The sequence below is a fragment of the Deltaproteobacteria bacterium genome (genome assembly GCA_020848905.1).
Taxonomy (GTDB): Bacteria; Myxococcota_A; Polyangia.
Genome location: JADLHG010000031.1, coordinates 229509 through 253967, shown reverse-complemented (window position 1 = coordinate 253967; position 24459 = coordinate 229509). Strand labels below are relative to the sequence as shown.

General features: G+C 69.9%; 16 protein-coding genes and 1 pseudogene. 10 read left to right on the top strand and 7 right to left on the bottom strand.

The annotated features are described in order from the left end of the window. Positions 1 to 6: 6 nt before the first annotated feature. Positions 7 to 1026: a MoxR family ATPase gene (locus IT371_13355; protein MCC6748641.1), complete on the bottom strand. Its 1020-nt coding sequence runs from the start codon at positions 1024 to 1026 to the stop codon at positions 7 to 9. Between the two features lie 189 nt (positions 1027 to 1215). Between IT371_13355 and IT371_13350 the strand changes: the two genes are divergently transcribed. The 4 genes and pseudogenes from IT371_13350 (at position 1216) to IT371_13335 (ending at position 7711) form a co-directional block, all read left to right on the top strand. Continuing rightward, on the top strand, positions 1216 to 2061 hold the full coding sequence (locus IT371_13350; protein ID MCC6748640.1) for a site-specific DNA-methyltransferase: 846 nt from the start codon (positions 1216 to 1218) through the stop codon (positions 2059 to 2061). Between the two features lie 95 nt (positions 2062 to 2156). Next, the gene (locus IT371_13345; protein ID MCC6748639.1) at positions 2157 to 3224 is read left to right on the top strand and encodes a FeoA domain-containing protein; all 1068 of its coding nucleotides are present in this window, start codon (positions 2157 to 2159) and stop codon (positions 3222 to 3224) included. 59 nt (positions 3225 to 3283) lie between these two features. Beyond that, a pseudogene (gene feoB / locus IT371_13340) lies at positions 3284 to 5448 on the top strand (ferrous iron transport protein B). Positions 5449 to 5479: 31 nt separating this feature from the next. Next, positions 5480 to 7711, top strand: a complete 2232-nt coding sequence (locus tag IT371_13335; GenBank protein ID MCC6748638.1) for an MFS transporter — start codon at positions 5480 to 5482, stop codon at positions 7709 to 7711. Here IT371_13335 and nagZ read toward each other — a convergent pair. From nagZ to IT371_13315, 4 genes are read right to left on the bottom strand one after another with little or no spacing between them, the layout of a single operon-like run. After that, complete coding sequence (nagZ, locus tag IT371_13330; GenBank protein MCC6748637.1) at positions 7708 to 8784, bottom strand: beta-N-acetylhexosaminidase; 1077 nt, start codon at positions 8782 to 8784, stop codon at positions 7708 to 7710. The genes IT371_13335 and nagZ overlap by 4 nt on opposite strands. Further along, the gene (locus tag IT371_13325) at positions 8781 to 9182 is read right to left on the bottom strand and encodes a hypothetical protein (GenBank protein ID MCC6748636.1); all 402 of its coding nucleotides are present in this window, start codon (positions 9180 to 9182) and stop codon (positions 8781 to 8783) included. The genes nagZ and IT371_13325 overlap by 4 nt, the downstream gene beginning before the upstream one ends. Positions 9183 to 9188: 6 nt before the next feature. Next, entirely contained in the window at positions 9189 to 10352 is a 1164-nt protein-coding gene (locus IT371_13320) for a putative metal-binding motif-containing protein (protein ID MCC6748635.1), read from the bottom strand. 5 nt (positions 10353 to 10357) lie between these two features. Beyond that, positions 10358 to 13519: a hypothetical protein gene (locus tag IT371_13315; protein ID MCC6748634.1), complete on the bottom strand. Its 3162-nt coding sequence runs from the start codon at positions 13517 to 13519 to the stop codon at positions 10358 to 10360. 252 nt (positions 13520 to 13771) lie between these two features. Here IT371_13315 and IT371_13310 point away from each other — a divergent pair, with 252 nt between their 5' ends. Then, complete coding sequence (locus IT371_13310) at positions 13772 to 15622, top strand: TIGR04551 family protein (protein MCC6748633.1); 1851 nt, start codon at positions 13772 to 13774, stop codon at positions 15620 to 15622. A 4-nt stretch (positions 15623 to 15626) separates the two neighbouring features. On the opposite strand, the gene IT371_13305 is transcribed toward IT371_13310, so the two are convergent. Beyond that, positions 15627 to 16514, bottom strand: coding sequence for a tetratricopeptide repeat protein (locus IT371_13305; protein ID MCC6748632.1), 888 nt, complete (start codon positions 16512 to 16514; stop codon positions 15627 to 15629). A 127-nt stretch (positions 16515 to 16641) separates the two neighbouring features. On the opposite strand from IT371_13305, the gene IT371_13300 reads away from it, so the two are divergent. Continuing rightward, complete coding sequence (locus tag IT371_13300) at positions 16642 to 17913, top strand: cystathionine gamma-synthase family protein (protein MCC6748631.1); 1272 nt, start codon at positions 16642 to 16644, stop codon at positions 17911 to 17913. Between the two features lie 4 nt (positions 17914 to 17917). Here IT371_13300 and IT371_13295 read toward each other — a convergent pair whose 3' ends face one another. Further along, the gene (locus IT371_13295; protein ID MCC6748630.1) at positions 17918 to 19228 is read right to left on the bottom strand and encodes a hypothetical protein; all 1311 of its coding nucleotides are present in this window, start codon (positions 19226 to 19228) and stop codon (positions 17918 to 17920) included. A gap of 214 nt (positions 19229 to 19442) precedes the next feature. Here IT371_13295 and IT371_13290 point away from each other — a divergent pair, with 214 nt between their 5' ends. Genes IT371_13290 through IT371_13275 form a run of 4 tightly spaced genes read left to right on the top strand, consistent with a single transcriptional unit; the run spans position 19443 to position 24419 of the window. After that, positions 19443 to 20441, top strand: coding sequence for an ABC transporter ATP-binding protein (locus IT371_13290; protein ID MCC6748629.1), 999 nt, complete (start codon positions 19443 to 19445; stop codon positions 20439 to 20441). Beyond that, entirely contained in the window at positions 20438 to 21157 is a 720-nt protein-coding gene (locus IT371_13285; protein ID MCC6748628.1) for an ABC transporter permease subunit, read from the top strand. Before IT371_13290 ends, IT371_13285 begins: the two co-directional genes overlap by 4 nt. Further along, positions 21157 to 23037 carry a Gldg family protein gene (locus IT371_13280; GenBank protein MCC6748627.1) on the top strand — a complete coding sequence of 627 codons (1881 nt, stop codon included), beginning with the start codon at positions 21157 to 21159 and terminating at the stop codon, positions 23035 to 23037. The genes IT371_13285 and IT371_13280 overlap by 1 nt, the downstream gene beginning before the upstream one ends. Continuing rightward, positions 23037 to 24419, top strand: coding sequence for a DUF4340 domain-containing protein (locus IT371_13275; GenBank protein MCC6748626.1), 1383 nt, complete (start codon positions 23037 to 23039; stop codon positions 24417 to 24419). Before IT371_13280 ends, IT371_13275 begins: the two co-directional genes overlap by 1 nt. Positions 24420 to 24459 lie beyond the last annotated feature (40 nt).

Genomic DNA, 24459 nt, shown 5'->3' with positions numbered 1-24459 from the left:
CGGGGCTCAGGGCCGGACGGCGGCCAGCAGCTGATCGATGAGCTGGGTCGTGGTGACCCCTTCCGCCTCCGCGTGGAAGTTGCGGACCAGCCGGTGCTGGAGCGTGGGGCGCACGAGATCCCGGATGTCCTCCACGCGCACGGCGTAGCGCCCTTCGAGCAGGGCCTTGGCCTTCCCGGCGAGCACCAGGTACTGCGAGGCGCGGGGGCCCGCCCCCCAGCTCAGGAACTCCTTCACCACCGCCGGAGCCCCTTCGGCGTCGGGACGACTCAGCCGGCAGAGACCCACCGCGTAGCGCACCACGTGGTCCGCGACGGGGACGCGCAGCACCAGGTCCTGCAGCTGCCGGATGCGCTCGGGGCTGAGCACCTTGCGCAGCTGCGGCGTGTAGTCGCTGGTCACCTGCTTGACGATCTGCACCTCCTCCTCCTCGGAGGGGTAGCCCACGTCCACCTCGAACATGAAGCGGTCGAGCTGCGCCTCGGGGAGGGGATAGGTTCCCTCGTGCTCGATCGGGTTCTGCGTGGCGAAGACGAGGAAGGGCAGCTCGAGCTCGTGCGTCGCGCCCGCCGCCGTCACGCGGTACTCCTGCATGGCCTGGAGCAGTGCGGCCTGCGTCTTGGGCGGGGTGCGGTTGATCTCGTCGGCGAGCACGAGGTTGGCGAAGATGGGCCCCTTGATGAAGCGGAAGAAGCGGCGCCCCTGGGCCGGGTCCTCCTGCAGGACGTCGGTCCCCGTGATGTCCGACGGCATCAGGTCGGGGGTGAACTGGATGCGCGAGAAGCGCAGGTTCAAGAGCTCCGCCAGCGTCGAGACGAGCAGCGTCTTCGCCAGACCGGGGACGCCCACGAAGAGGCAGTGCCCGCGGGCGAAGAGGGCGATGAGCAGGTGCTCGATGACCTTGTGCTGACCGACGATGCGCTTCTCGATCTCCGCGAGCACGAGCCGTCGCGCCTCGGCGACCTCGTGGATCGCCTGAAGGTCCGCGTCGTCTCGGGAGAGCTCCTCGGCCTGCTCAGCGCTCATCGCGTCGCTCGTGCGTGAAGGGAGTTCATCTTGCCACAAGGGCGATCCTCAAACCACAGGCGGCTCCGTGACAAACCTGCGAGCCTGCACGCGGTTTGCGCGCCCGGCCGTCGAGGCGCGGCCCCGAGGCTCCGCTGGCGCGTCGTCCGATTTTTTGCCCAGTAGGTCTGTGTGAACTAATGTAGGACCATGTACGCAGCCAACGCGCCGGTTCAGCTCCAGAGGGAGTATTTCCGTAATAACGACGACACCTTCACGCTGCATCGGGGGGACTGCCGGGAGGTGCTGGCGGACCTCCCCGCCGAGAGCGTGGACCTCATCTTCGCCGACCCGCCCTACTTCCTCTCTAACGGTGGGATCACCTGTCAGTCGGGGCGCATGGTGAGCGTGGACAAGGGGGCCTGGGACGCGTCCGCGGGGGTCGAGGAGAACCACGCCTTCAACCTGAGCTGGCTAGCCGCCTGCCGCCGCGTCCTCAAACCGAACGGCACGATCTTCGTCTCGGGGACACGCCACGTCATCTACAGCGTGGGCTTCGCGATGCAGCAGCTCGGCTTCAAGATGCTGAACGACATCAGCTGGTACAAGGTAACCCCCCCGCCGAACCTGAGCTGCCGGTACTTCGTGCACTCGACCGAGACCATCCTCTGGGCCGCGCGAGACGAGCGCAGTCGCCACTACTTCGCCTACGAGGTGATGAAGGCCGAGAACGGCGGCAAGCAGATGCAGAGCCTCTGGTCAGTGCTGCCTCCGCTCAAGGCGGAGAAGCGGCACGGCAAGCACCCGACGCAGAAGCCGCTCACGCTGCTCGAGCGTATCCTGCGCGCGGCCAGCGTCGAAGGCGACGTGGTCCTCGACCCCTTCGCCGGCAGCGGCACCACCGGGATCGCGAGCGCTCGCCTCGGCCGGCGCTACGTCGGCATCGAGCTCAACCCCGAGTACCTGGAGCTCACGCTGAGCCGCTATCGCGACCTGGACGGCGAGCGGGCGCAGACCACGCGCTCGCCGCGGCGCGGGCCGGCCCGCGTCGGCTAGCACCCCGCACGGCGGTGCCTTGACACGCCGCGACCTCAGGCCCACACTTGAATCAAGTTTAGGTCGCCCTAAATCTTGGCGGCTCGCGAAGGACTATGGGGCGCGACGGCACGTGGATTAGCGCGGTCATCGCGGCGACGGCGGCCGCGGTGCTGGTGTTCTGGCCCAGGCTCGGGCTCCTGGCGCGAGGCCGCGCGTGGCGCGAGTGGCGGGAGCGGGCCCGCATGGAGGACGCGCTCAAGCACCTCCTGGGTCGGGAACACCAGGGACGACACGCCAGCCCCGAGTCTCTCGCCGGAGCCCTCAAGCTCTCGCCGCAGAAGGTGCTCGGCGTGATCACGCGCATGGAGGCACGAGGGCTCTTGCAGTCCGTCGCGCAGGGTCTTCACCTCACGGCAGAGGGCGAGCGCTGGGCCCTGCAGGTCGTCCGCGCGCACCGCCTCTGGGAGCGCTACCTGGCCGACGAGGCGGGCCTGCCCGTCGAGCGGATCCACCGCGCGGCGGAACGGGCCGAACACCGGCTGACGGCGACCCAGGTGGACGCGCTCGACGCGCACCTCGGTCACCCGCAGGCCGACCCCCACGGCGATCCGATCCCCGCCGCCGACGGGACGGTCAACCCCCACGTCGGGGTCCCTCTCACCGACTGGCCGCACGACAAGGTCTGCGAGATCGTCCACGTGGAGGACGAGCCGGAGGTGCTCTTTCGCCAGATCGTGGCGCTGGGGCTCCGCCCCGGGATGCAGCTGCGGGTCATCGAGGCCGACCGGACGCGCCTCGTGATCAGCGACGGCATCGAGGAGCACCGCCTTGCCCCGGCGCTCGCGGCGAGCATCCACGTCCAGGTCGTGGCCGAGCCCGCCTCCCGCCCGGAAGGGGTCGTCTCGCTCGACGAGCTCCGTGACGGCGAGGAAGCCGAGGTCGTGGCGCTCGACCCGCTCTGCCGCGGGTTCAACCGCCGACGCCTGCTCGACCTCGGGCTGACCCCCGGGGCGGCCATCTACCCTGCCCTGCGCAACGTCTTCGGCGACCCGCGCGCCTTCCGCGTGCGCGGCACCCTCATCGCCCTCCGGCGGGAGCAGACGCCGCACATCTGGGTGCGGCGCCGGTCGCCGCCGGCGCCCGAGTCCGCGACGCCGCAATCCGAAGGGGGGGCCTCGTGAGCCGCGCCGGCCCGAGCTCTGGCTGCGAAAGCTGCCCGCTCCACCAGGAGCTCGGCCGCATGGGGATCAGCCTCAAGAACTTCGACCGCGTGCTGGCCCTCGCCGGAAACCCGAACACCGGCAAGTCGAGCGTCTTCAACGCGCTCACCGGCCTGAAGCAGCACACGGGCAACTGGCCCGGCAAGACCGTCACGCGCGCGGAAGGGGGCCTGGTCTACGCGGGCGTGCGCTACAAGCTCGTGGACCTGCCCGGCACCTATTCGCTCCTCTCCGCCTCGCAGGACGAGGAGGTGGCCCGCAACTTCATCCTCTTCGGGCGGCCCGACTGCACGATCGTCGTCGTCGACGCCACCGCGCTCGAACGCAACCTCAACCTCGTCCTGCAGGTGCTCGAGGTCACCGACCGCGTGGTGGTCGCGGTGAACCTGATGGACGAGGCGCAGCGCAAGGGGATCACGGTGGACGTGCGCTCCCTCGCGCGCGAGCTGGGGGTCCCCGCCGTGCCCACCGTCGCGCGCACGGGCGAGGGGCTACACGACCTGGTGCGCACCGCGGCCGAGGTGGTGGAGGGGAAGATCTCCATCGCGGCACGCAAGGCTCCCGCCCCCCCCGAGGTGCAGCGCGCGGTGGACGAGCTCCTGCCGCTCATCGAGCAGGTCGCCCCCGGCCTGCCGAACGCGCGGTGGGTGGCCTACCGTCTCCTCGACGGAGACTACCGGGTGCGGCAGGCCCTCCTCACGGGTGAGCTCGCACAGCTCAGCGCGGCCCAGTCGGCGAGCCCCGAGGCCGCCAGCCGCAAGATGGCCGTGGCGGGGCGACAATGAGCGAGCAGCCGAAGACCGCTCCCGAGCAGATCCTGGCCCACGTGGACGAGCTGCAGCGGCGCCTCGGGGACCGTTTTCGCGACCACATGGTGGAGGCGCTCTACGCCGAGGCCGCCCGGATCGCCGAGCGTACCGTCCGCACCGACGGGGCGCGCCGCTGGGACTGGGACCAGCGCATCGACCGCATCGTGACCTCGCCGATCTTCGGCCTTCCGCTGATGCTCGCGCTCCTGGCCCTCGTCTTTTGGCTGACCATCGTGGGAAGCAACGTCCCCTCGGCGCTCCTCGCCAAGGGCCTCTTCTGGCTCAAGGATCAGGGGATCGCGCTCTTCCAGTACGCCGGCAGCCCCGGCTGGCTCACCGGCTTCCTCTGGAACGGCGTCTTCCTGGGCCTGGCCTGGGTCCTGAGCGTGATGCTCCCGCCGATGGCCATCTTCTTCCCGCTCTTCACCATCCTCGAGGACCTTGGCTACCTGCCGCGGGTGGCCTTCAACATGGACTGGCTCTTCAAGCGCGCCGGCGCCCACGGCAAGCAATCGCTCAGCATGGCGATGGGCTTCGGGTGTAACGCGGCGGGGGTCATCGCGACGCGGGTCATCGACTCCCCGCGCGAGCGGCTGATCGCCATCCTCACCAACAACTTCGTGCCGTGCAACGGTCGCTACCCGACGCTGATCATGCTCGGGACCGTCTTCATGGGGGCGAGCCTCCCCCCGGCCTGGGCCAGCCTCGCCGCCGCGGGCTCCGTCGTCGGGGTGGTCCTGCTCGGGATCGGCTTCACCCTCGGCGTCTCGTGGCTGCTCTCGCGCACCGTGCTCAAGGGGGAGGCCTCGGCCTTCACGCTCGAGCTCCCCCCCTACCGCCGTCCGAGCGTGCTGCGCATCCTCTATACCTCGCTCATCGACCGCACCGTCTTCGTGCTCGGTCGCGCGCTGCTCACCGCGGCGCCCGCGGGGGCCGTGATCTGGGTGCTCGGCAACGTGCACCTCGGCCAGGCGAGCCTCGCCCAGCACCTGGCGGACCTGCTCGGCCCTCTCGGACGCGGCCTGGGCCTCGACGGGGTGATCCTCCTCGCGTACGTGATCGCCATCCCGGCCAACGAGATCGTGGTCCCCACCATGCTCATGGTCTACATGGGCACGACCCAGATGACCGAGCTCGAATCCCTCGACGGCCTGCGCGCCCTGCTCGTCGGGCAGCACGGCTGGACGCTCCTCACCGCCGTCAACCTGATGCTCTTCTCCTTGCTCCACAATCCCTGCGCCACGACGATCCTGACCATCTGGAAGGAGACGCGCAGCCGCAAATGGACCGCCGTCGGCGCGCTCATGCCGCTGTGCATCGCCTTCCTGGTCTGCGCGCTCGTGGCCCTCGTATGGCGGCTCGTCGCGAGCGCCTGACCCGGACGATTCCCCCTCCACGGAACCCGAGATGATCAACCGCGCCGAAATCGTCGATCGCAACTACGTCAAGCTGCTCACCGAGTGGAAGGAGGAGGTGCCGCGCCGCGCACCGGAGCTCCCCGTGCGCGAGGGCGCTCCGCTCACCGGAGCCGCGCTGCTCGAGCTCGCCGAGGCGCAGCTCGTCTGCCGCCACCTGGACCTCGCCGCGCGGGAGCTCCGGGCTCTCGACCAGTCCTACTACACCATCGGGAGCGCGGGGCACGAGGGGAACGCCGTCCTCGGGCGCGTCACACGGCACACCGACCCTGCGCTACTGCACTACCGCAGCGGCGCCCTCGTGGCGGAGCGCGCGCGGCAGCGCCCCGAGGTCGACGTCGTACGCGACACGCTGCTCGGCCTCGTGGCCTCGCGCGAGGAGCCGATCGCCGGCGGGCGACACAAGGTGTGGGGGAGCCGACCGCTCTGGATCCTGCCCCAGACCAGCACCATCGCCAGCCACCTGCCCAAGGCGGTGGGCCTCGCCGTAGCGATCGAGCGCTCGCGGCGGCTCGCGCAGACGCCCCCGCTCCCGCGGGACAGCATCGTCCTCTGCAGCTTCGGCGACGCGAGTCTGAACCACAGCACCGCGCAGGGGGCGATCAACGCCGCGCTCTATTCCGCCCACCGCCGCCTCCCCGTGCCGATCCTCTTCGTCTGCGAGGACAACGGCATCGGCATCTCGACGCGAACGCCCGTCGACTGGGTACGCACCACCTGCGGCTCCCGGCCCCACCTGCGCTACTTCTTCGCCGACGGGCGCGACCTCGTCGAGACCCACCGCGTCGCCGAGGAGGCGGCGCGCGTCTGCCGCGAGCAGCGGGTGCCGGTCTTCCTGCACCTGCAGGTCGTGCGCCTCCTCGGCCACGCCGGCAGCGACTACGAAGGGGCCTACCGTACGAAAGAGGAGATCGAGGCCACCGAGGCGCTCGACCCCCTGCTCGCCACGGCCCGGCTCGTCCTGCGCGCAGGGCTCGCGAGCCCGGAGGAGCTCCTCTCCCGCTACGAGGCGCTCCGACGCCGGGTCCGCGAGGAGGCGAGCTACGCCGTGTCGCGACCGAAGCTCACCAGCGCGGCCGAGGTGCTCGAACCCCTCGCCCCCCACCACCCCGATCGGGTCGCCACCGAGGCCGGGCGCCCTCTCGCCGAGGAGCAGCGTGCGCTCGCCTTCGGCTCCGGCGCGCAGAGCCCCGAGAGCGGCCCGCCGAAGCACCTCGCCGTGCAGCTGAACCGCGCGCTGACCGAGCTGCTCGTGAAGTACCCCCAGGCCACCGTCTTCGGCGAGGACGTGGCCGAAAAGGGGGGCGTCTACCACGTCACCACCGGCCTCTACCGCAAGTTCGGCCCCGGACGGGTCTTCAACACCATCCTCGACGAGCAGTCGATCCTGGGCCTCGCGCAGGGGCTGGCCACCCTCGGGCTCCTGCCCATCCCCGAGATCCAGTACCTGGCCTACGTCCACAACGCCGAGGACCAGCTCCGGGGCGAGGCCTGCTCCACGCAGTACTTCTCCTGCGACCAGTTCCGAAACCCCATGGTGGTGCGCATCGCCGGCCTCGGCTACCAGAAGGGCTTCGGCGGGCACTTCCACAACGACAACAGCCTCGCCGCGCTGCGCGACATACCGGGCCTGGTCCTCGCCGTTCCAGCGCGCGGCGACGACGCCGTCGGGATGCTGCGCACGGCGATGGCGCTCGCGGCCGTCGACGGACGCGTAGTGGTCTTCCTCGAGCCCATCGCGCTCTACATGACGAAGGATCTCCACGCCGACGGCGACGGGCTCTGGCTCACCGACTACCCCGCCCCAGAGCACCAGATCCCCGTCGGAGAGGGGCGCGTCTACCACCCGGAGGCCCGCGAGCTGCTCGTCCTGAGCTATGCGAACGGGCTCTACTTCGCGCTGCGCGCCGCGAAGCGCCTCTCGGAGCAGCACGGCCTGCCCACGCGCGTGGTGGACCTGCGCTGGCTGAACCCGCTGAACGAGGAGTTCATCGCCGCGCAGGCGGCGGAGTGTCGCGCGGTGCTGGTCGTCGACGAGGGGCGGAGGACCGGCGGCGTGGGGGAGGCCATCCTCGGCGTCCTCGCGGAGCGCTGTCGCCCGTTGCCTCCCGTGGCGCGCGTCGCCGGCGAGGACTGCTACATCCCGCTGGGTCCCGCCGCGCGGCTCGTCTTGCCGAGCGAGGAGCAGATCGTGGAGGCGGCCCTCCGGCTCAGCCCTCGCTAACGCAGTCGCGCCAGCAGCTCCGCGTGCCGCCCGGAGGCGCGCACCTCGGCCCCCGCGGCCTCTGGCGAGAGCCGCGTAGGGGGTGCGAGCCGGGCCTTCAGCCGGGCCACCCGCTCCGCCGCCTCCTCGAGCCGGGCGGCGAACCGCGGGTCGTCCTGCCCCCGACGCACGAGCGCCTCGAAGGCCGCCTGCTGCCGGTCCCGCCGATGGCAGAGCAGGAGCTGATCCACGCCCGCGGCGAGCGCGAGCACGGCGGCCTCCCCTGCTTCGTACTGATCTGCAGCCGCCGCCATCTCCAGGTCGTCCGAGACCAGCACCCCGCGATAGCCGAGCTCCTCTCGCAGAAGCTCGGTGCTGACGCGCCGGCTGAAGGTCCCCGTGGTCTGCGGGTCGAGGGCCTCGTAGACCACATGGGCCGTCATCAACATCGGCAGGTCCGCCCGCGCCGCCTCGCGAAACGGCACCAGGTCGATCGCCCGCAGCGCCTCGGCCCCCCGGCGCTCCACGGGCAGCGCGTGGTGGCTGTCGGCCACCTCCCCGCCGTGCCCGGGGAAGTGCTTGCCGCAGGAGAGGACCCCGGCGCGCTCGAGCCCGCGCGCGAAGGCCAGCGCGTGGGTCACCACCTCGTCGGGCGTGCTCCCGAAGGCGCGGTCGCCGATCACCGTGTTCGCCTCCGAGCTCACCACGTCCAGCACGGGGGCGAAGTCCAGGTTGAAGCCCACCGCATGGAGGTCCCGCCCCACCCCGTGTCCCACCGCCTCGGTGAGCGCCTCGTCTGCGAGCCCGGCAACGCGCCGCATCGGCGGCCACTCGGGCACGGGCGCCTTGAGGCGCTGCACCCGGCCCCCCTCCTGATCGATGGACACGAGGAGCGGAGCCCCACGAGGCGCTGCGCCGCGCAGCTCGCGGGTCAACGCCGCCACCTCCTCGACGGTGCCGAGGTTGCGCGAGAAGAGGATCACCCCTCCCACCTCGCTCCGGCGGATCCGCGCGAGCAGCTCGTCGGGAGCTGTCTGCCCGTCGAAGCCCACCACGAGGAGCTGTCCGATGCGCGACGCCAGGTCCACGGTCACGCCCCTCCGCCGAGCAGGAGCCGGCCCGGTACCGGCTGGCCCGTCTCCTCCCAGACCTGCGTCACCGCCCCGAAGGCCGCGTCCGTCAGCCCCATGCTCTGCTGCACCAGGCGGAAAAAATCCGGCGCGCCGATGAAATAGAGGCTGTCCCCGACGAAGAGGCTCATGAAGACCGGCCGGCACGACGAGACCCGCAGGCGCTTGCTCCGCAGAAAGAGGGCGAGCCGCGGAGCCACCTGCTCCGCGAGGTAGGGCCACCCGCGGTCGGTCGCCACCACCTCGTAGTTCACCGCCCGTCCGCAGGCGGCCTCGACCGTCTCGCGCACGTCGGCGATGAGCTGGTTCGCCGCGGCGGCGGGGCCGCGGTGGAAGGCCACGCTAAGCACTTCGTCGAGCATCGTCCCTCACAGGCTACAGCTAAGAGGATTCGTGCCGCAGCTCGGCACCACTTTCAAGGTGACCTGAAGGTCTCCCACGTAGGAGCTGGCCACGCTCGGCCCGAGGAACTCGAGCACCGCCGTGCCGCCGGCCGGCTCGCCCGGTCCCGGCTCGACGGAGAGCAACGCCTTGCACGAGCTCGTGGTGAGCCCGAAGCCCGTGCTCCCCGCCCCTCTCAGCCCCACCGCGAACGGGCCCGCCTCGTAGACCTCCCAGCTGCAGCTCGTCAGGCCGGCCTCGGGAGGCTGCAGCGCCAGCGTCCCCCCCGAACAGACTCCCCCACCGTCCTGTCGCTCGAGCGTGCAGTGCACCGTGCGCCGCTTCACCTGACTCGTGCAGGGGGCCGGGTCCGCGTTCGCACCGCACTCCGCCGCCGCGTGGCAGTGGGTATGGGGCACCCGCTCGCTGGCCGCGCACTGCTTGTCCCAGCCGCTCCCTTGCGCGTCGCGACACTGCCGGCTCCCCTTGCGGCACTGCCCCTCGGGGGCCTCCAGGTAGCAGGTCATGCTCGCCGGCGCGAATTGCCGGTCACAGTTGTTGTCCTTGCCGTCGCAGAGCTCCGGCGCGCCCGGGTGCACCGTCGCGTCCTGGTCGTTGCAGTCCGGCTTCGGGTCCGTCGTATTGCTGCCGTCGCAGTCCTGGTCGTAGGGGAGCACGAGGTCGGCGGCCTTGTTGACGACGCGCACCCGGTAGCAGCCGTTCGCAAACGCCGTGGCGAAATTCGCGCCGCTGAAGCCCTGCAGGATCACCGCGCGCCGCAGGACCTCGCCTCGCACGAAGGCCTGCGGCGGGTCCGTGACCGCGAAGCGCGTGATCTTGAGCTTCCCCGCTTCGGCCCGGTGCCCGAGCACGAGGACCCGCACCTCGAGCGCTCCCCCGTCGGGCGCATCGTCCCGCAAGAGCAGCTCGTACGGGCGCGCCGCGAGGTCTCTCCCCCGCACGTCGTGCCGCTCCCCCGCCCCCACGGGCTGGAGCAGGAACTTGTCCCCCTGCTTCACGGCCAACCGAAACTCGAGCTCGTCGACGGGGCCGCCGCTCACGGCGACGAGGAGCCCCGTCTCACCCCCGCAGCCGCCGCCGACGAGCAGCGACGCGCCGAAGCAGAGCAGACTGCACCAGGCCCGTCGCACGCCCGCTATCCCCCGGAATCCGCGCCCGCGTCCACGCCCAGGTCCGGCGTCGAGGGCGGCACGCAGACGCCGCTCTGACAGGACCAGTTGCCCCCGGGGCCGCAGGAGGTTCCGTTGCTCTTGTTCTGCTCCGTGCAGTTCCCGTTCGACGGGTTGCAGCTCGCCGTCTTGCACTCGCCGCTCGGCGTGCAAACGCGCGGCGTCCCGCCGCACACTCCGCCCGTGCATTGATCGTTCAGGGTGCAGCGCTGCCCGTCGTTGCAACCGGTGCCGTCGCCCACGTTACCGATCGAGCACGAGCCCGTGGCGCAGCTCGCCACCTTGCAGGCCTGCGAGGTGGAGCACGACCCGCACCAGTCCCCGCCGCGCCCGCATTGCCCGTTCGTGTTCCCCGCGTGACAGGTACCGCCGTCCCAGCAGCCGGAGCAGCACGCCGCGCCGTGGCACTGGCCGCTCGAGCCGTTGCACGCCGCGCCCTCCTGCCGCGCCGGATTGCCGCACACGCCGCTGTTGCACTGGTCGAGCGTGCACTCGTTGCCATCCGCGCACCCGCGGCACGTCTCTCCGTTTCGCCCGCAGCTCGACGCGCTCTGCGCCGCCGTAGCGCGGCACGACGCGCTGTTCTCGCAGCAGCCGCTGCACCGCCCGTTCGCTATGCACAGGCACTGCCCGTTGACGCAGTTCAGCCCCGCCGCGCACGGTCCTCCCGTGGCGCCGCAGACGCAGGTCGAGCCGGCGCAGCTATCCACGTCGGGGCCGTTGCACCGCCGCCCGCAGCCCCCGCAGTTGTCCTTGTCGTTGCCGAGCGCGCGGCACTGCCCCTGACTCGAGCAGCAGACCGTGCCCGCGGCGCACTGGTCCTTGCCGTCGTCGGTGATTCCGCTCGCGCAGTTGTCGTCCACACCGTTGCAGGTCTCGAGCGCCCCGGGGAAGACACTCGGCGAGCTGGCGTCGCAATCGGCGCACCCCTTCAGCCCCGCAGCCAGATCGAGCCTCCCGGTCCCCTGATTGCACCCCGCGCACTGCAGGAACTTGTCGGCGTCGGGGTCCTTCTCCTCGTTCGGCAGCACGCGGTCGCAGTCGTCGTCCTTGCCGTTACAGGCCTCCGGCACCGGCAGCTCGGCGCCCGTGCAGACCCAGTTCGGGTTGAACTCGACCCCCTGCGCGGCCATCACGCGCGCCACGAGGTCGGCGTTCGGCAGCTTGCGACTCAGGTCGCAGCCCGTGACCGTCCCCGCCTTGCAGCTTCCAACGCTGTTGCCGCAGCTCTTTCCCTTGTCCGCCAGATTCACCCCCTGCGGGTCGTCCGGCCGCTTGTTGCAGTCCCAGTCGTCCGTGTCGCACCGCTCGGGCTGCGGCTGGATCGCGCGGAAGCAACGCGCCGAGGCCGGTGCCGCCAGGTCCTCCCCGGCGCAGGTCACGCGATTCCCCTCGTCTCGCGTCCCCACCGGCTTGAGCGGGCTGCAGGCGCAGATCCCCGTCACCGGCCCGCACTTGCCGTCGTTGTCGTCGTTGCACTTGCCCACGTTCGTCGGCACGAGCGCACCGCTCGAATCCGGGTTCCCCTCGTCGACCAACCCGTCGCAGTCGTTGTCGAGCTTGTCGCACTTCTCCACCGCCCACGGGTAGACGGTCTTGTCGTTGTCGTTGCAGTCGGCCGGGGGGGCGAAGCCGTCACCGTCCTTGTCCGTCACCTGGGCGCAGGCGAAGTCGGAGACGCAGTTCTGCCGCTTGCCGTCTCCGCACTTGTCAGGCGCCCCGGGAAAGGCCCGCGGGTCGGCGTCGTCGCAGTCGAGCTGGGATTGCGGCGGACTACACTGCGCCCCGGCGAAGCCGTCTCCGTCCTTGTCGCACGTCTCCGTCGGACAGCCGTCGTCCTTGGCCGCCTTCCCGTCCGCATCGTGGTCCACATCCCGTTGCCGCAGCGCGCCTCCGTCCTTGGTCGCCCCCGTGCCGCAGAACTGCCGCAACCCCCCGAGGACGGTGCCCCCCTCCTTCCCCTCCGAGTCCTTGGTGGACCCGGGAAAGATCCCCGCGTCGTAGTCGTCCGGATCGTCGCGGGGCACCGTGCAGCTCGGGTCGGTCACGGTGGCCAGTGCATGGCCGTCGCCGTCCACGTCGCACGGCACGCACCCCTCGTCGGTGACCTTGTTGCAGTTGTTGTCGATGCCGTCGCAGGCCTCCTGCGCACCCGGGTTGACCTTCTTGTCCTTGTCGTCGCAGTCGATGGGCGGCGCGTAGCCGTCGCAGTCGTCGTCGGTCTTGCAGGACGTGTCCTGACCGTTGCAGTCCTCGTCGATGCCGTCTCCGCAGAAGGGGGCCGCGGGGGCGGTCTTCCCTTCCTTGGCCAGCTTGTCGAGACACGCCTTCGGCAGCGCGGGGAAGGCGTCCTGCCCCGCCTTGCACAGGTCCTCGGCCTCCTTCAGCCGCGGCGAGCGACAGGGGTCGTTGTCGTCGCAGTCCTCGGTGCTCGGCACGCCATCGCCATCGGAGTCGGTGCACACCTCGTCCCCTTCGCCCGGCTGGGCCCGGCAGGTCGCGCTGCAGTCGTCGTCCCGCCCGTTGCCGCAGATCTCCTTGGCGAAGGGGTGCACCTGCTTCTCCCGGTCGTTGCAGTCGAAGAAGGTGCAGGCCATGACCTGGCAGTTGAAGCCCGGCGAGTTGCACGCCGGAAACCCGTCGTCGTCCTCATCGCGCCCGAGGGGGACGAGCGTCAGCCCCACCTCCTGCACGCCATCCACCTGGAAGTCCCGCAGAGCGAACTGGATCCCCCCGGCCCCCTGACCGCCCCGGCCCACGATGTGCACCAGGTAGTTCCCGGCGGCGCCGAACTCGATCGCCACCCGGAGCGCCTGGTCAGGCTGCGAGATGTCCCGATTCGGATTGGAGGAGTCCACCCGCTCGCCCACCCGCTCCAGGATGAGCTTCCCGGTGGAGAGGTCCTTCACGCGGAGGTCGAAGGTCTCGACCAGGCTCTGGGCTCGCAGGGTCAAGAGCAGCGCGTGCTGTTGCCCGCAGCGCGGCAGGCTCGCCAGCGCCAGCGCCCCGGCGACCACGACGAGCGCCGGGCCCAGGCGCGCACGCCATCGGGCCCCCGGGTAACGCCGCACACTCGCGGCGCCTCCCGGGGCTGCCCCCTGGCCTCCCTCGTCCCGTCGTCCCGTCATCTCGTTGGCGCTGGGCTGGTCGCGTGACCTGTCCTTAGTATATCGCAGCGGTTACGGGGGCGACAACCCGAGGTCCTCCCGGGCGCAGGTTCCCTGGTGCGCGTCGGAGAACGCGGGGCAACGCACGCCTCGCCCCGTCGGTCAAACGCGTTGACCCGAGCGTCGCCGCATGGCTATAGTCCCGCAACTTTTAGGCTGAAAACGCGCTCTCGAGGGGGCGCCTTCGCTCGATCGGATCCGGAGGACGTGCTGATGATGCGGCTGGTGTCCCTAAGCGCGGCGCTCGCGCTACTCGTAGCGGCACCCCGGGCCGTAGTAGCCCAGGGCCTCATGCCGCAGCCCAACCCGGGCGCCGGCCAGGCTCCTCACAAGGAGGAGAAGGAGGGGCCCGCCGAGGCCGCCCCGGAGGGCAAGGACGGGGAGCCCGAGCTACCTCCGCTGCCCCCCTGGCCAGGACAGGACTCGAAAAAGCTCCAGTTCTTCCAGATGCAGGGGTACTTCCGGTTTCGCGCGCAGCTCTTCCAGAACGTGAATCTGGGCATGCACAACACGGGAGGCCTCACGGCGCCCTTCAACACGCCCCTCTCCGAGCAGGTCGGCTCGCCCGTCAGCTGCGAGAAGCGCATCACCAAGCCCGTGCCGGGCGGCGGCACGCGGGGCCTCGAGTCCGGCTCCTGCCCGAGCAACACCATCGCCGGCGCGAACATCCGGCTGCGGCTGGAGCCCACGATCAACGTGGCCGAGCGCGTCTCCATTCACACCCAGATCGACGTCTTCGACAACCTGGTCCTGGGAAGCACGCCTCAGACGGCCGTCCCCGCGGGAGCCCGTCGCACCCCGGACCTCCCGCTGTCCCTCTTCAACGAAGGGCAGGCCGCCCCCATCGCCGGACAGAACACCCGCACCCCCGGGATCCTGGCCAAGCGCGCCTGGGCCGAGGTCGTCACCCCCGTCGGGACGATCAAGTTCGGGCGCATGCCGAACCAGTGGGGTCTCGGCCTCGTACACAACGACGGGAGCTGCTGGGACTGCAACTACGGAGACAGCGTGGACCGCGTGGTCTTCCAGACCACGGAGCTGGCCAAGCACACCTTCTCCATGGGGTACGACTTCAACTCGACGGGCCCCACCTCGCTCACGCTGGCCTCGGGGCAGAGCTACCTCGGCGGCGGCCAGGCCGTGGACATGGAGCAGCTCGACGACATCGACCAGCTCTTCTGGATCGTGGGCCGCTTCGACAAGCCCGAGGTGATCAAGGACAAGGTGGAGCAGGGCGAGCTGGTGCTGAACTACGGGCTGCACCTCACGCTGCGCAAGCAGGACTTCGACTACGCCCCGGGCGTCGGCCTCGGCACCAGCACGCGCGACTACGCTGCGGCGATGATCGAGCGCAAGGGCTGGCTCCTGATGCCCGACCTCTGGTTCAAGCTCCTCTGGAAGAAGCTCTCCATCGAGTTCGAGGGCGTCCTCGTCGGGGGCCGGATGGCCAACATCTCGGACCAGAACGGCGAGGATCAGCTCAGCGTGCTCCAGTACGGCTGGGCCTTCCGCTCGCAGTACCGGCTGCTGAAGGACGCGCTGAAGATCGGGCTCGAGGTGGGGATGGCCTCCGGCGGCGAGGACGAGGCGCCGAACGGCGACATCGACCGGCGTCGCACCTTCCCGATGGTGGACGCCGGCTTCTGCGGCGCCACCAAGGGCCGCAAGTGCAAGCTCTCCGAGTTCCGCTTCGACTACGACTACCACGTCGGGTGGCTGATGTTTCGCGAGGTGCTCGGCACCGTGGCCAACGCGACCTACTTCAAGCCCTCGGTGCAGTACGACCTCTTCGACAGCCTCGGAGGGCGCTTCGATCTGATCTACGCCCTCGCCAACCGGCCCGTGGCCTACCCCGGCAACGCGATCAACCTGGGGCTGGAAATGGATCTCGAGCTCTACTACCGGAACGTGGACGAGGGCTTCTTCGCGGGGATCCGCTACGGCGTCTTCTTCCCCTTCGGCGGCTCGGGGGCCCTGGCGCGCCCCGCGGACCTCTACTTCTCGCAGGCGGCCAGCGCCGCGGTGGCCCAGACGCTGCAAGCCTATATGGTCGTGAAGTTCTAGAACGCTACTTCTTCTTGCTCCCCTTCAGCTCCTTGATGCGCTTCTTGGCGATGTCGGCGTCCTTGGCCCCCTCCCCGGCCAGCTTCAGGTACTGCTTGTAGGACTCGATCGCCTCGTCGTTCCGCTTGGCCTTGACGTACATGTGGCCGAGGTCCCAGTGGGCCGCCGCCATCTTGGGCTTGAGCTGGATCGCCTTCTCGTAGTGCTTGATCGCCTCGTCCACCTTGTCGAGCCGGCGGTAGAGGGCTCCGAGGTCGAACTCGAGCTCCGCGCTCTCCTTCTTCTCCGCCGCCTTGAGAAAGTAGCGCTCGGCGCGGCGCAGGTAGTCGTCGCGCTGTTTGGCCTGCGTGGGCGCGGTGAGGTTCGCGCTCGTACGCCGGTAGGCCAGCCCGAGCTGATGGGCGTAGTCCGGGTGCTCGGGCTTCAGCTTCACCGCCGCCTCCAGATACGGGATGGCCTTCTGCGGATCGGTGCGAATGAGCAGCACCCCGAGCTGCGCCTGCACCTGTACGTCCTTCGGGTCGAGTCGCGCCGCCTCGGTCAGGCTGCGCAGCGCGTCCTGCTTGCGGTCGGCCTTGAAGTAGGTGATCCCGAGGCTGTAGTGCAGCATGGCCGACTTGGGCTCGAGCTGCGCCGCCCGCTCGAGGTGCTGGATGGCCTTCGGCAGCTCTCCCTTCTCGCGATAGAGCATCCCCAGGCTGTGATGCGCCGCCGCGTAGGCCTCGCGCTGCTCGAGCGCCTTCTTGAGCTCGGCGATCGCCTCGTCGGCCTTCCCCTCCTTCTTGTGGGCCATGGCCTTGTGCAGGTGGGCCGAGGCCTGGTCGGCGGCGGCCCGGCCGGACGGCAGCGCAAAGGCGGCCCAGATGATCAGCGTGCAGCTCACGGTACGCACGGCTCCCTCCCTGTTCGTTGTCCGATGGCCTCCGGCGGACCCGAGCGGGTCCCGACGGGGCGCAGCTACTTTAACCGGCGAGTCTCCGTTCGCGCTACAGTTCGTCCCTCCCGCCTGGAGAAGCGACATGTCCACGGACAAGCCCCGGTCCCTCGGCACGCACCGCCTGCGCGCCGAATCGTTGATGATGAGCTACGGCTACGACCCCCAGCTCTCCGAGGGGGCGCTGAAGTCCCCGATCTTTCAGACCTCGACCTTCGTCTTCAAGAGCGCCGAGGACGGCAAGGCCTTCTTCGAGCTGGCCTACGGGCTGCGCCAGAAGGGCCCCACCGAGGAACTCGGGCTCATCTACAGCCGCCTGAACAACCCCGACCTCGAGATCCTGGAGGACCGCCTCACGCTCTGGGACGAGGCCGAGGCCTGCGCGGTGTTCGAGAGCGGCATGGCCGCCATCGCCACCACGCTCTTCGAGTTCGTCCGCCCCGGGGACGCCGTCCTCTCCTCCGCTCCGCTCTACGGCGGCACCGACTACCTGCTGACCCACGTCCTCGCCCGCCAGGGGATCGTGCACCTCCGCTTCCCCGCCGGCGCGAGCCTCGCCGAGATGGAGCGGGCGGTGGCCAGCGGCGGAGCGCGGCCGCTCGGCGCGATCTTCGTCGAGACGCCGGCCAATCCGACGAACCAGCTCGTGGACATCGGCGCCTGCGCGGAGCTCGCGCGCCGCCTCGCCCGCCCGGAGCGCAAGGTCCCGGTGATTGTGGACAACACCTTCCTCGGCCCCCTCTGGCAGCAGCCGCTCAAGCACGGCGCGGACCTCGTGATCTACTCGGCTACGAAGTTCCTCGGCGGGCACAGTGACCTCATCGCCGGCGCCTGCCTCGGCTCGCGCGAGCTCATCGAACGCGTGCGCACGCTGCGCACCTTCCTCGGCACGATGGCCGGCCCCTGGACGGGGTGGCTGCTCATGCGGAGCCTCGAGACCCTGAAGCTCCGCATGACCTGTCAGATGAAGAACGCGCGCTACGTGGCGGACTTCCTCGCCGACCACCCCAAGGTGGCGTCCGTGCACTACCTCGGTCACCTGCGCGAGGAGGACCCGCAGTGGGCGCTCTACCGCAAGCAGTGCGCCTCCCCGGGGTCCGTGATCTCGTTCGAGGTCGTGGGAGGCGAGAAGGAGGCCTTCCGCCTGCTGAACGAGCTGAAGCTGATCAAGCTGGCCGTGAGCCTCGGCGGCACCGAGTCCCTCGCCGAGCATCCGGCCACCATGACCCACGCCGACGTGGAGCCCGACGCGCAGCGCGCGATGGGGATCACCCCGGCGATGGTACGACTCTCGGTGGGCGTCGAGCACCCGGAGGACCTGCTGGCCGACCTGGCGCAGGCCCTCGAGGGGGTGTGACCTTCTACTTGAAGGCCGCGGCGGTGAGCTCGGCCTCGGGGTCCACCGGGCGAGGAACCGGCCCCTCGAGTACGACAGCCTCGGGCGCAGCGGTTGCGGGCGCGGCAGACTCGGGCGCGGCTGTCTGCGGCTCAGCGGTCTCGGTCGTAGCGGCTGCGGGCGTCGGCGCCACGGCCTGCTCCTTCGGAAGCTGGGCCTCCGCCACCTCGGACATGGTCTCGGCCGCGATATCCATCTCGGCGCCGAGGTCGTCCATCTCGTCCATGATCGGCTGCAGCTCGTCGGAGAACTTGGCCGCGTCCGCCCCGCGGTGATTCAGCACGGCCAGGTGCAGCCGCTCGAGCGCGGCCAGGTAGTTGTGCACCCGGGCCATCACTCGCTCCCGGCTGCGCGAGATCTCCCGGAGGTAGCCGAGCTGCGCCTCGAGCGCGTCCTGCGCCTTCTGGTACTGGCGGCGCGCCACCGGGTCCTGCGAAGCGGAAACCTTCTGTCTCAGGTCCGCGAGCCGGTCCGCCAGGGCCTCCGCCGTGGTGGAGCCCGCCTGCCGCTCCACCTCCTGCCAGCGCCGCCCGAGGGCGAGGATCTTCAGCACCAGCTTCTCTACCTGCGCCACGAGCTTGGGCTCGGTGCTGGTCCCCTGGTCCTTGCGCTGCCGCACCTCCTCGGTGATGCGTCGGTGGATCCCCATCGCCCGCTCGCAGAGCTCCAGCATCTCCCCCGAGAGACTGGGTCGCATCTCGAGGAAGGCCAGGGCCACCGGGTCGCGATCCAGCCGGAGCTGACGCACCACGAGCCCCATCGCCACGAGGAAGCCGTACACCGCACCGTGCATCGGCGCGGCGAAGAGCGCGGGGACATAGGCCGTGAGCGGCAAGCGGGTCTCGAGCGTCACCGTGGCCCAGGTGGCGAGGGCCGTGCTGCACCCCGTGGCCAGCGGAACCAGCCAGCGCCGCGGACCCTTCAGGTCCCGACTGGCCAAAAAGCCCACGGACAGGCCGTAGAGGCCGAGACCGAACCAGGGGTACGCCGGCGGGGCGCCGGAGAGGAGGTGCAGACTCATCGCGCCCAGAAACCCCGCGAGAGCCGCCACGGGCAGCGCGCGCAGGAGCTCGGCCCGTCGCGGAGGAAGCGCCGCCAGACCGAGGAGCGCCGCGGAGGCCGCAAGCGCGACGAGCCGCAGGACCGCCCCCTCCCCCGTGACCCCGAGCAGGCCCACGAGGTGCGCCCCCAGCCCGAGGGCAGCCCCGACCAGGGTGAGGCGGACCACCTGACGGTGAAACGCGGCGTGATCTTCGAAGCGCAACGGCAGTGACATGGAGACCCTCCTTCCCGCGGCGGCGGTGGGCAGTCCCTATGAACGGAGGACCTCGCGAAAGGATCTAGGAGGCGCGCCGGACCCCCGTGGCCCGCGCGTGGGCGCCATGCCACGGGCGAGTCCTCTTGACCCGCCGCCCATCCGTGCCTATCTTCCCGGCCCAAGCAAGCGTTAGCAGTTTTGACACGTTAGAGACCTGCCGGGAGAAAGACCGATGATCTCGGCCCACGGGCTGACCAAGTATTACGGCGACAAGTGCGCCGTACAGAATGTGAACTTCGACATCCAGCAAGGCGAGATCGTGGGCATCCTGGGCCTGAACGGCGCCGGAAAGAGCACCACGCTGAAGATCCTGGCCTGCCTGCTCTTGCCATCCACGGGCACGGTGAAGGTGAACGGCCTCGACGTGGTGGAGCACCCGCACGAGACGCGCAAGCTCGTCGGGTTTCTCCCCGAGGTGCCCCCGCTCTACACCGAGATGACCGTGGAGGGCTTCCTGACCTTCGCGGGCGAGCTCCGGGGGCTGACCCGGGCGCAGACCCTCGGGCGGCTCGAAGAGGTCCTCGCGGTGACCAACACGAGGGACGTGCGCGGCGAGGTGATCGGCAACCTCTCGCACGGCTACCGCCAGCGCGTGGGGATCGCCCAGTCCATCATTCACAACCCGCCCGTGCTGATCCTGGACGAGCCGATCAGCGGTCTCGACCCGGTGCAGATCGTGGAGGTGCGCGAGATGGTCCGCGGCCTCAAGGGCAAGCACACCATCCTCGTCTCGAGCCACATCCTCTCCGAGATCAGCCAGACCTGCGACCGCATCCTGGTGATCCAGGACGGCCAGATCGTCGCCGCGGGGACCGAAGAGGAGCTGACGGCCAAGCTCGCCGGCGGAAACCGCGTGCTCCTCACGGTGCGGGGCGAGCAGGGCCCGATCCTCGAGCTGCTGCGCAAGCTCCCCAAGGTGACCCTCTGCACGGCCGTGAGCGTGGGCGACGGACGCGGAGTGATCGGGCGAGCGCGAACCGACGTCCACGAGATCGAGGTCACCTCCGACGGTGACGTGCGCGAGGACCTGGCCCGCGAGCTCGTCCAGGCGGGCCACGGCCTCTTGCAGCTGCGCCCGGCCGAGGCGGAGCTCGAGTCGATCTTCCTGCGCCTGACCCATCGACCGAAGGTCTCCAACGCCACCGCCGCACCGGAGGAGGTGCGCTCATGAGGAACATCTGGCTGCTCGCGCGCCGCGAGCTCGGCGCGTACGTCAAGTCGCCCATGGGCTACGTGATCGCCACGATCGTGCTCTTCGTCGACGGTCTGCTCTTCAACTACTACGCGCTCGGCGGCACCCCGAAGCTCTCCTCCGAGGTGCTCCAGCTCTTCTTCGCCTTCGCCACCTTCATGACGATGGTCTCGGGGGTCTTGCTCTCGATGCGGCTCCTGGCCGAGGAGAAGCAGCTCGGGACGCTCACGCTGCTGCTCACCTCGCCGATCAAGGACCACGAGATCATCCTCGGCAAGTTCGTCTCAGCGCTGCTCTTCTACGCGGGGATGACTGCCCTGACGATCTACATGCCGCTCCTCATCTTCGTGAACGGCAAGGTGTCGGTGGGGCAGATCTTCGCCGGCTACTTCGGGCTCCTCATGCTCGGCGCGCTCTCGCTCTCGGTCGGGCTCTTCGCTTCGGCCATCGCGAAGACCCAGATCGTCGCCGCGGTGGCGGGGGGTGCGATGATGACCGCCCTCTACCTCTGCTACCTGGGCGCGAACGTCGCCGAGCCTCCGATCCGCGACCTGATGTCCTTCCTCTCGCCCCAACGGCACCTGCAGTGGCAAACGGGGCTCCTCCAGAGCAAGGACCTCTTCTATTACCTGTCCGCGACGTACGCCTTTCTCCTGCTCTCGACCCATGTCCTCCAGGCTCGGAGGTGGCGCTGATGACCGGGCCCAACACGACCCGCCGGGCCGCAGGAGGCCTCGGACTCACGGGGCTCTACCTCGCCGGCATGGTGCTCATCTACGTAGCCGAGCGCATCCTCTTCGAGTCCACGAGCGTCCGGCTGGGCCTCGTGGGCCTCGGGCTCCTCGGCATCGCCGCGGCGATCGGGGGCCGAGTGCTGCGGGCGAAGAACCTCGGACCGATGGCGGTCCCCGTCGAGCGCCGGCTGCTCACCTGCTACCTGGTCGGCCTCCTCGCCCTCGCGCTCTACGCGGCCCAGGCCGACTTCGTCCTCGAGCGGCTCCGCCCCCTCTTCACCGAGGCCAAGAGCGCCGAGCGCTACGGGGTGATCCTCGGCGCCCTGTGGCCGGTGCTCTGGATCTGCTCCGCCATGCCGCTCGTCTTCATCGAGATCTCGTACGCGCCGATGGACCCCACGCGCACCGTCGAGCTGAAGAACATCCAGCGCTCGACGCGCAGCGCGCTGATCCTCGCCATGACCATCTGCACCGCCTTCGCCTTGAACTACGTCGTCGCCGAGTACAATAAGAAGGTCGACCTCTCGTACTTCAAGACCACGCACCCCTCCGAATCGACGCGGAAGATGCTGAAGAACCTCTCGGCACCATTTCGCGCCGTGCTCTTCTTCCCGAGCTCGAACGAGGTGCGGGAGCAGGCGCGCGCGTACTTCGAGGGCCTCAAGGCCGAGTCGAGCCATTTCAAGCTGGAGCTGACCGACCACGCGCTAGACCCGGGGCTGGCCAAGGAGCTCTCCGTCTCGGACAACGGCATCGTGGTGCTGGCGCGCGGCAAGCAGACGCATCAGATCAACCTCGGCACCACGATCAACCAGGCCAAGGGGAAGCTGAAGAAGCTCGACAGCGAGTTCCAGACCGCCTTCCTCAAGCTCGCCACGCAGCAGAAGGTGGCCTACCTCACCGTGGGGCACGAGGAGCTGACGCGCGATCCGCGGGACGACGTGCAGGGCTCGTCGATCCGCGACCTCCGCATGGTCCTCGAGAAGCTGAACTACGATCTGAAGGATCTCGGCATCGGTCAGGGGCTCGCCTCCGAGATACCGAAGGACGCCACGATGGTGATCATCGCCGGGCCGCGAAAGGAGTTCCTCCCGGCCGAGGTCAGCGCTCTGAAGAACTACCTCCGCGGCGGTGGGCGCGTGCTCTTCTTCCTCGACCCGGAAGGGGGATGGAACGGCGCCTCGCTGCTCAACCCCTTCGGGCTCAAGTTCCAGCCCGTGCGCCTGAGCAACGACCGCTACCACGCGCGTCTCACGTACACCCCGGCGGACCGGCACTTCGTCTTCTCGACGGCGTTCTCGGCCCACCCCAGCGTCAGCACGCTGAGCCGCAACGCGCCGCGCATGGCGTCGGTCTTCCTCGGGGCAGGCTATCTGGAGGAGCAGCCGCCGACGGAGACCAACAAGACTCAGGTCCAGTTCACGGTGCACTCCATGCCCTTCACCTGGGACGACCTGGACAACAACCACGAGTACGACGCCAAGACGGAGAAGCGGAAGGTCTACGAGCTGGCCGCGGCCGTGACCATGAAACCCGTCGTTCCGGCCCCCAAGAAGGGGGCGCCGGAGGAGCACGAGATGCGCCTCGTGGTCGTCGCGGATGCCGACGTCATCAGCGACAAGGTCTTCCGCAACCCCGGCAACGGCTACCTGCTCGTCGACGCGATGAAGTGGCTCGGGGGTGAGGAGCGGTTCATCGGGGAGACGACCTCCGAGGAGGACGTCCGGATCACGCACACGCGCAAGGAAGACCAGGCCTGGTTCTACCTCACGATCTTCGGCATGCCGGCGCTCGTCCTGGGGTGCGGCATCTACTACACCCGCCGCCGGAGGAAGCAGTGATGAAGCACCCCGCATTCGCTCACGGTGTGGTTCTCGCAGCGGGGCTCTCCGCGGCCTACGTCGTCTACACGCGCGACCCGGTGCGCGAGGGTCTGGAAGAGGAGATCCCGCTCGTCAACGTACGGCACCTGGACCAGCTCCTCTTCGAGGAGCCGGAGCGCAAGGTGGAGATCTCGCGGAAGAAGGACTCCACGGGCGTCTACTACTGGATCAAGATGGAGACCTGGGAGGTGCCGCCGCCGCCCGCCGCGCTCGCTCCGCCGGGGGTGCGAAGCGCGCCGAGACCCGGCCCGGGGACCGTGAACCCGAACGACCCGCACGCGCACGAGCACGGGCCCGGGGACGCGCACGGTCACGGCCCGAAGGCCGCGCCGCCCGCGAAGGCGCTACCGCCGACGAAGGCACCACCGGCGAAGGTGCTCGCTCCCGCCAAGGCGCCGTCCAAGGCGCCGTCGAAGGAGGGTGCACGGCTGAAGCAGGACCCCAAGGCCGGTCCCGAGAAAGCCCCCGCTCCCGGCATGCGCGTGGCGCAGGCGGCACCCGGAGCACCCGGAGCACCTGGCGCTCCGGGCGGGCCCGGCGCCCCCGGTGGAGCGGTCCCGCCTCCGGTGGTCAAGGCCGCGCCCAAGGTCCGCAAGCTGCGCGAGTTCAAGGGCGACGGCAACGCCGAGATGCTGATGAACGACCTGGCGCGCCTGACCGCGCTGCGCTCCCTCGGCGTGGTGAGCGAGGAGCGCCTCAAGACCTTCGAGCTCAAGGAGAGCAAGTCGCGCCTCGTCTTCGTCTCCGGCGGGGAGCGACGCGAGTTCAAGGTCGGCGGCAAGACCTACGGCAACATGGACTTCTACGTGCAGGACCTGCGCGACGGCAGGGTCTACGTGATTCGCCCCCGTCAGCTGCAGGATCTCCAGTACGCGGAGTTCCGCATGCAGGAGCGCGCCCTGCACAGCTTCGGGCTACAGGACGTGGACCGCGTCACGCTGTCGGCGGGGGGCAAGAAGCGCACGCTCGAACAGCAGGGACGCCGCGATCAGTCGAGCTCGACCTGGTTCCCCGAGGGGATGCCCGACAAGAAGAAGGAACTCTTCCGCAACTGGGTCAACCGGCTCTCGCGCCTCCGCAGCCTCGAATTCCTCCCTCCCGGAGAGAAGCCCGACGGGCTGGCCGACGTAATGACCGTCGAGTGGGCTCTCGGCTCCCGCAAGCTCGGCACGCTGCAGCTCTTCAAGCGCATCGCGCCCCCCTCCAAGGTCGTCCCCGGCTCCGAGGACGCCGTGGGCGACTACTACGCGCTCACCGAGTTCTCGCGCACCGTGGTGAAGCTCAGCCGCCCCCTCGGCGAGGAGGTAGCCCGAGACATCGAGGCGGTGCTCAGGGAGTAGCGCACCGGTCCGGCCGTATCAACGAGCAGGACCCCTTCAC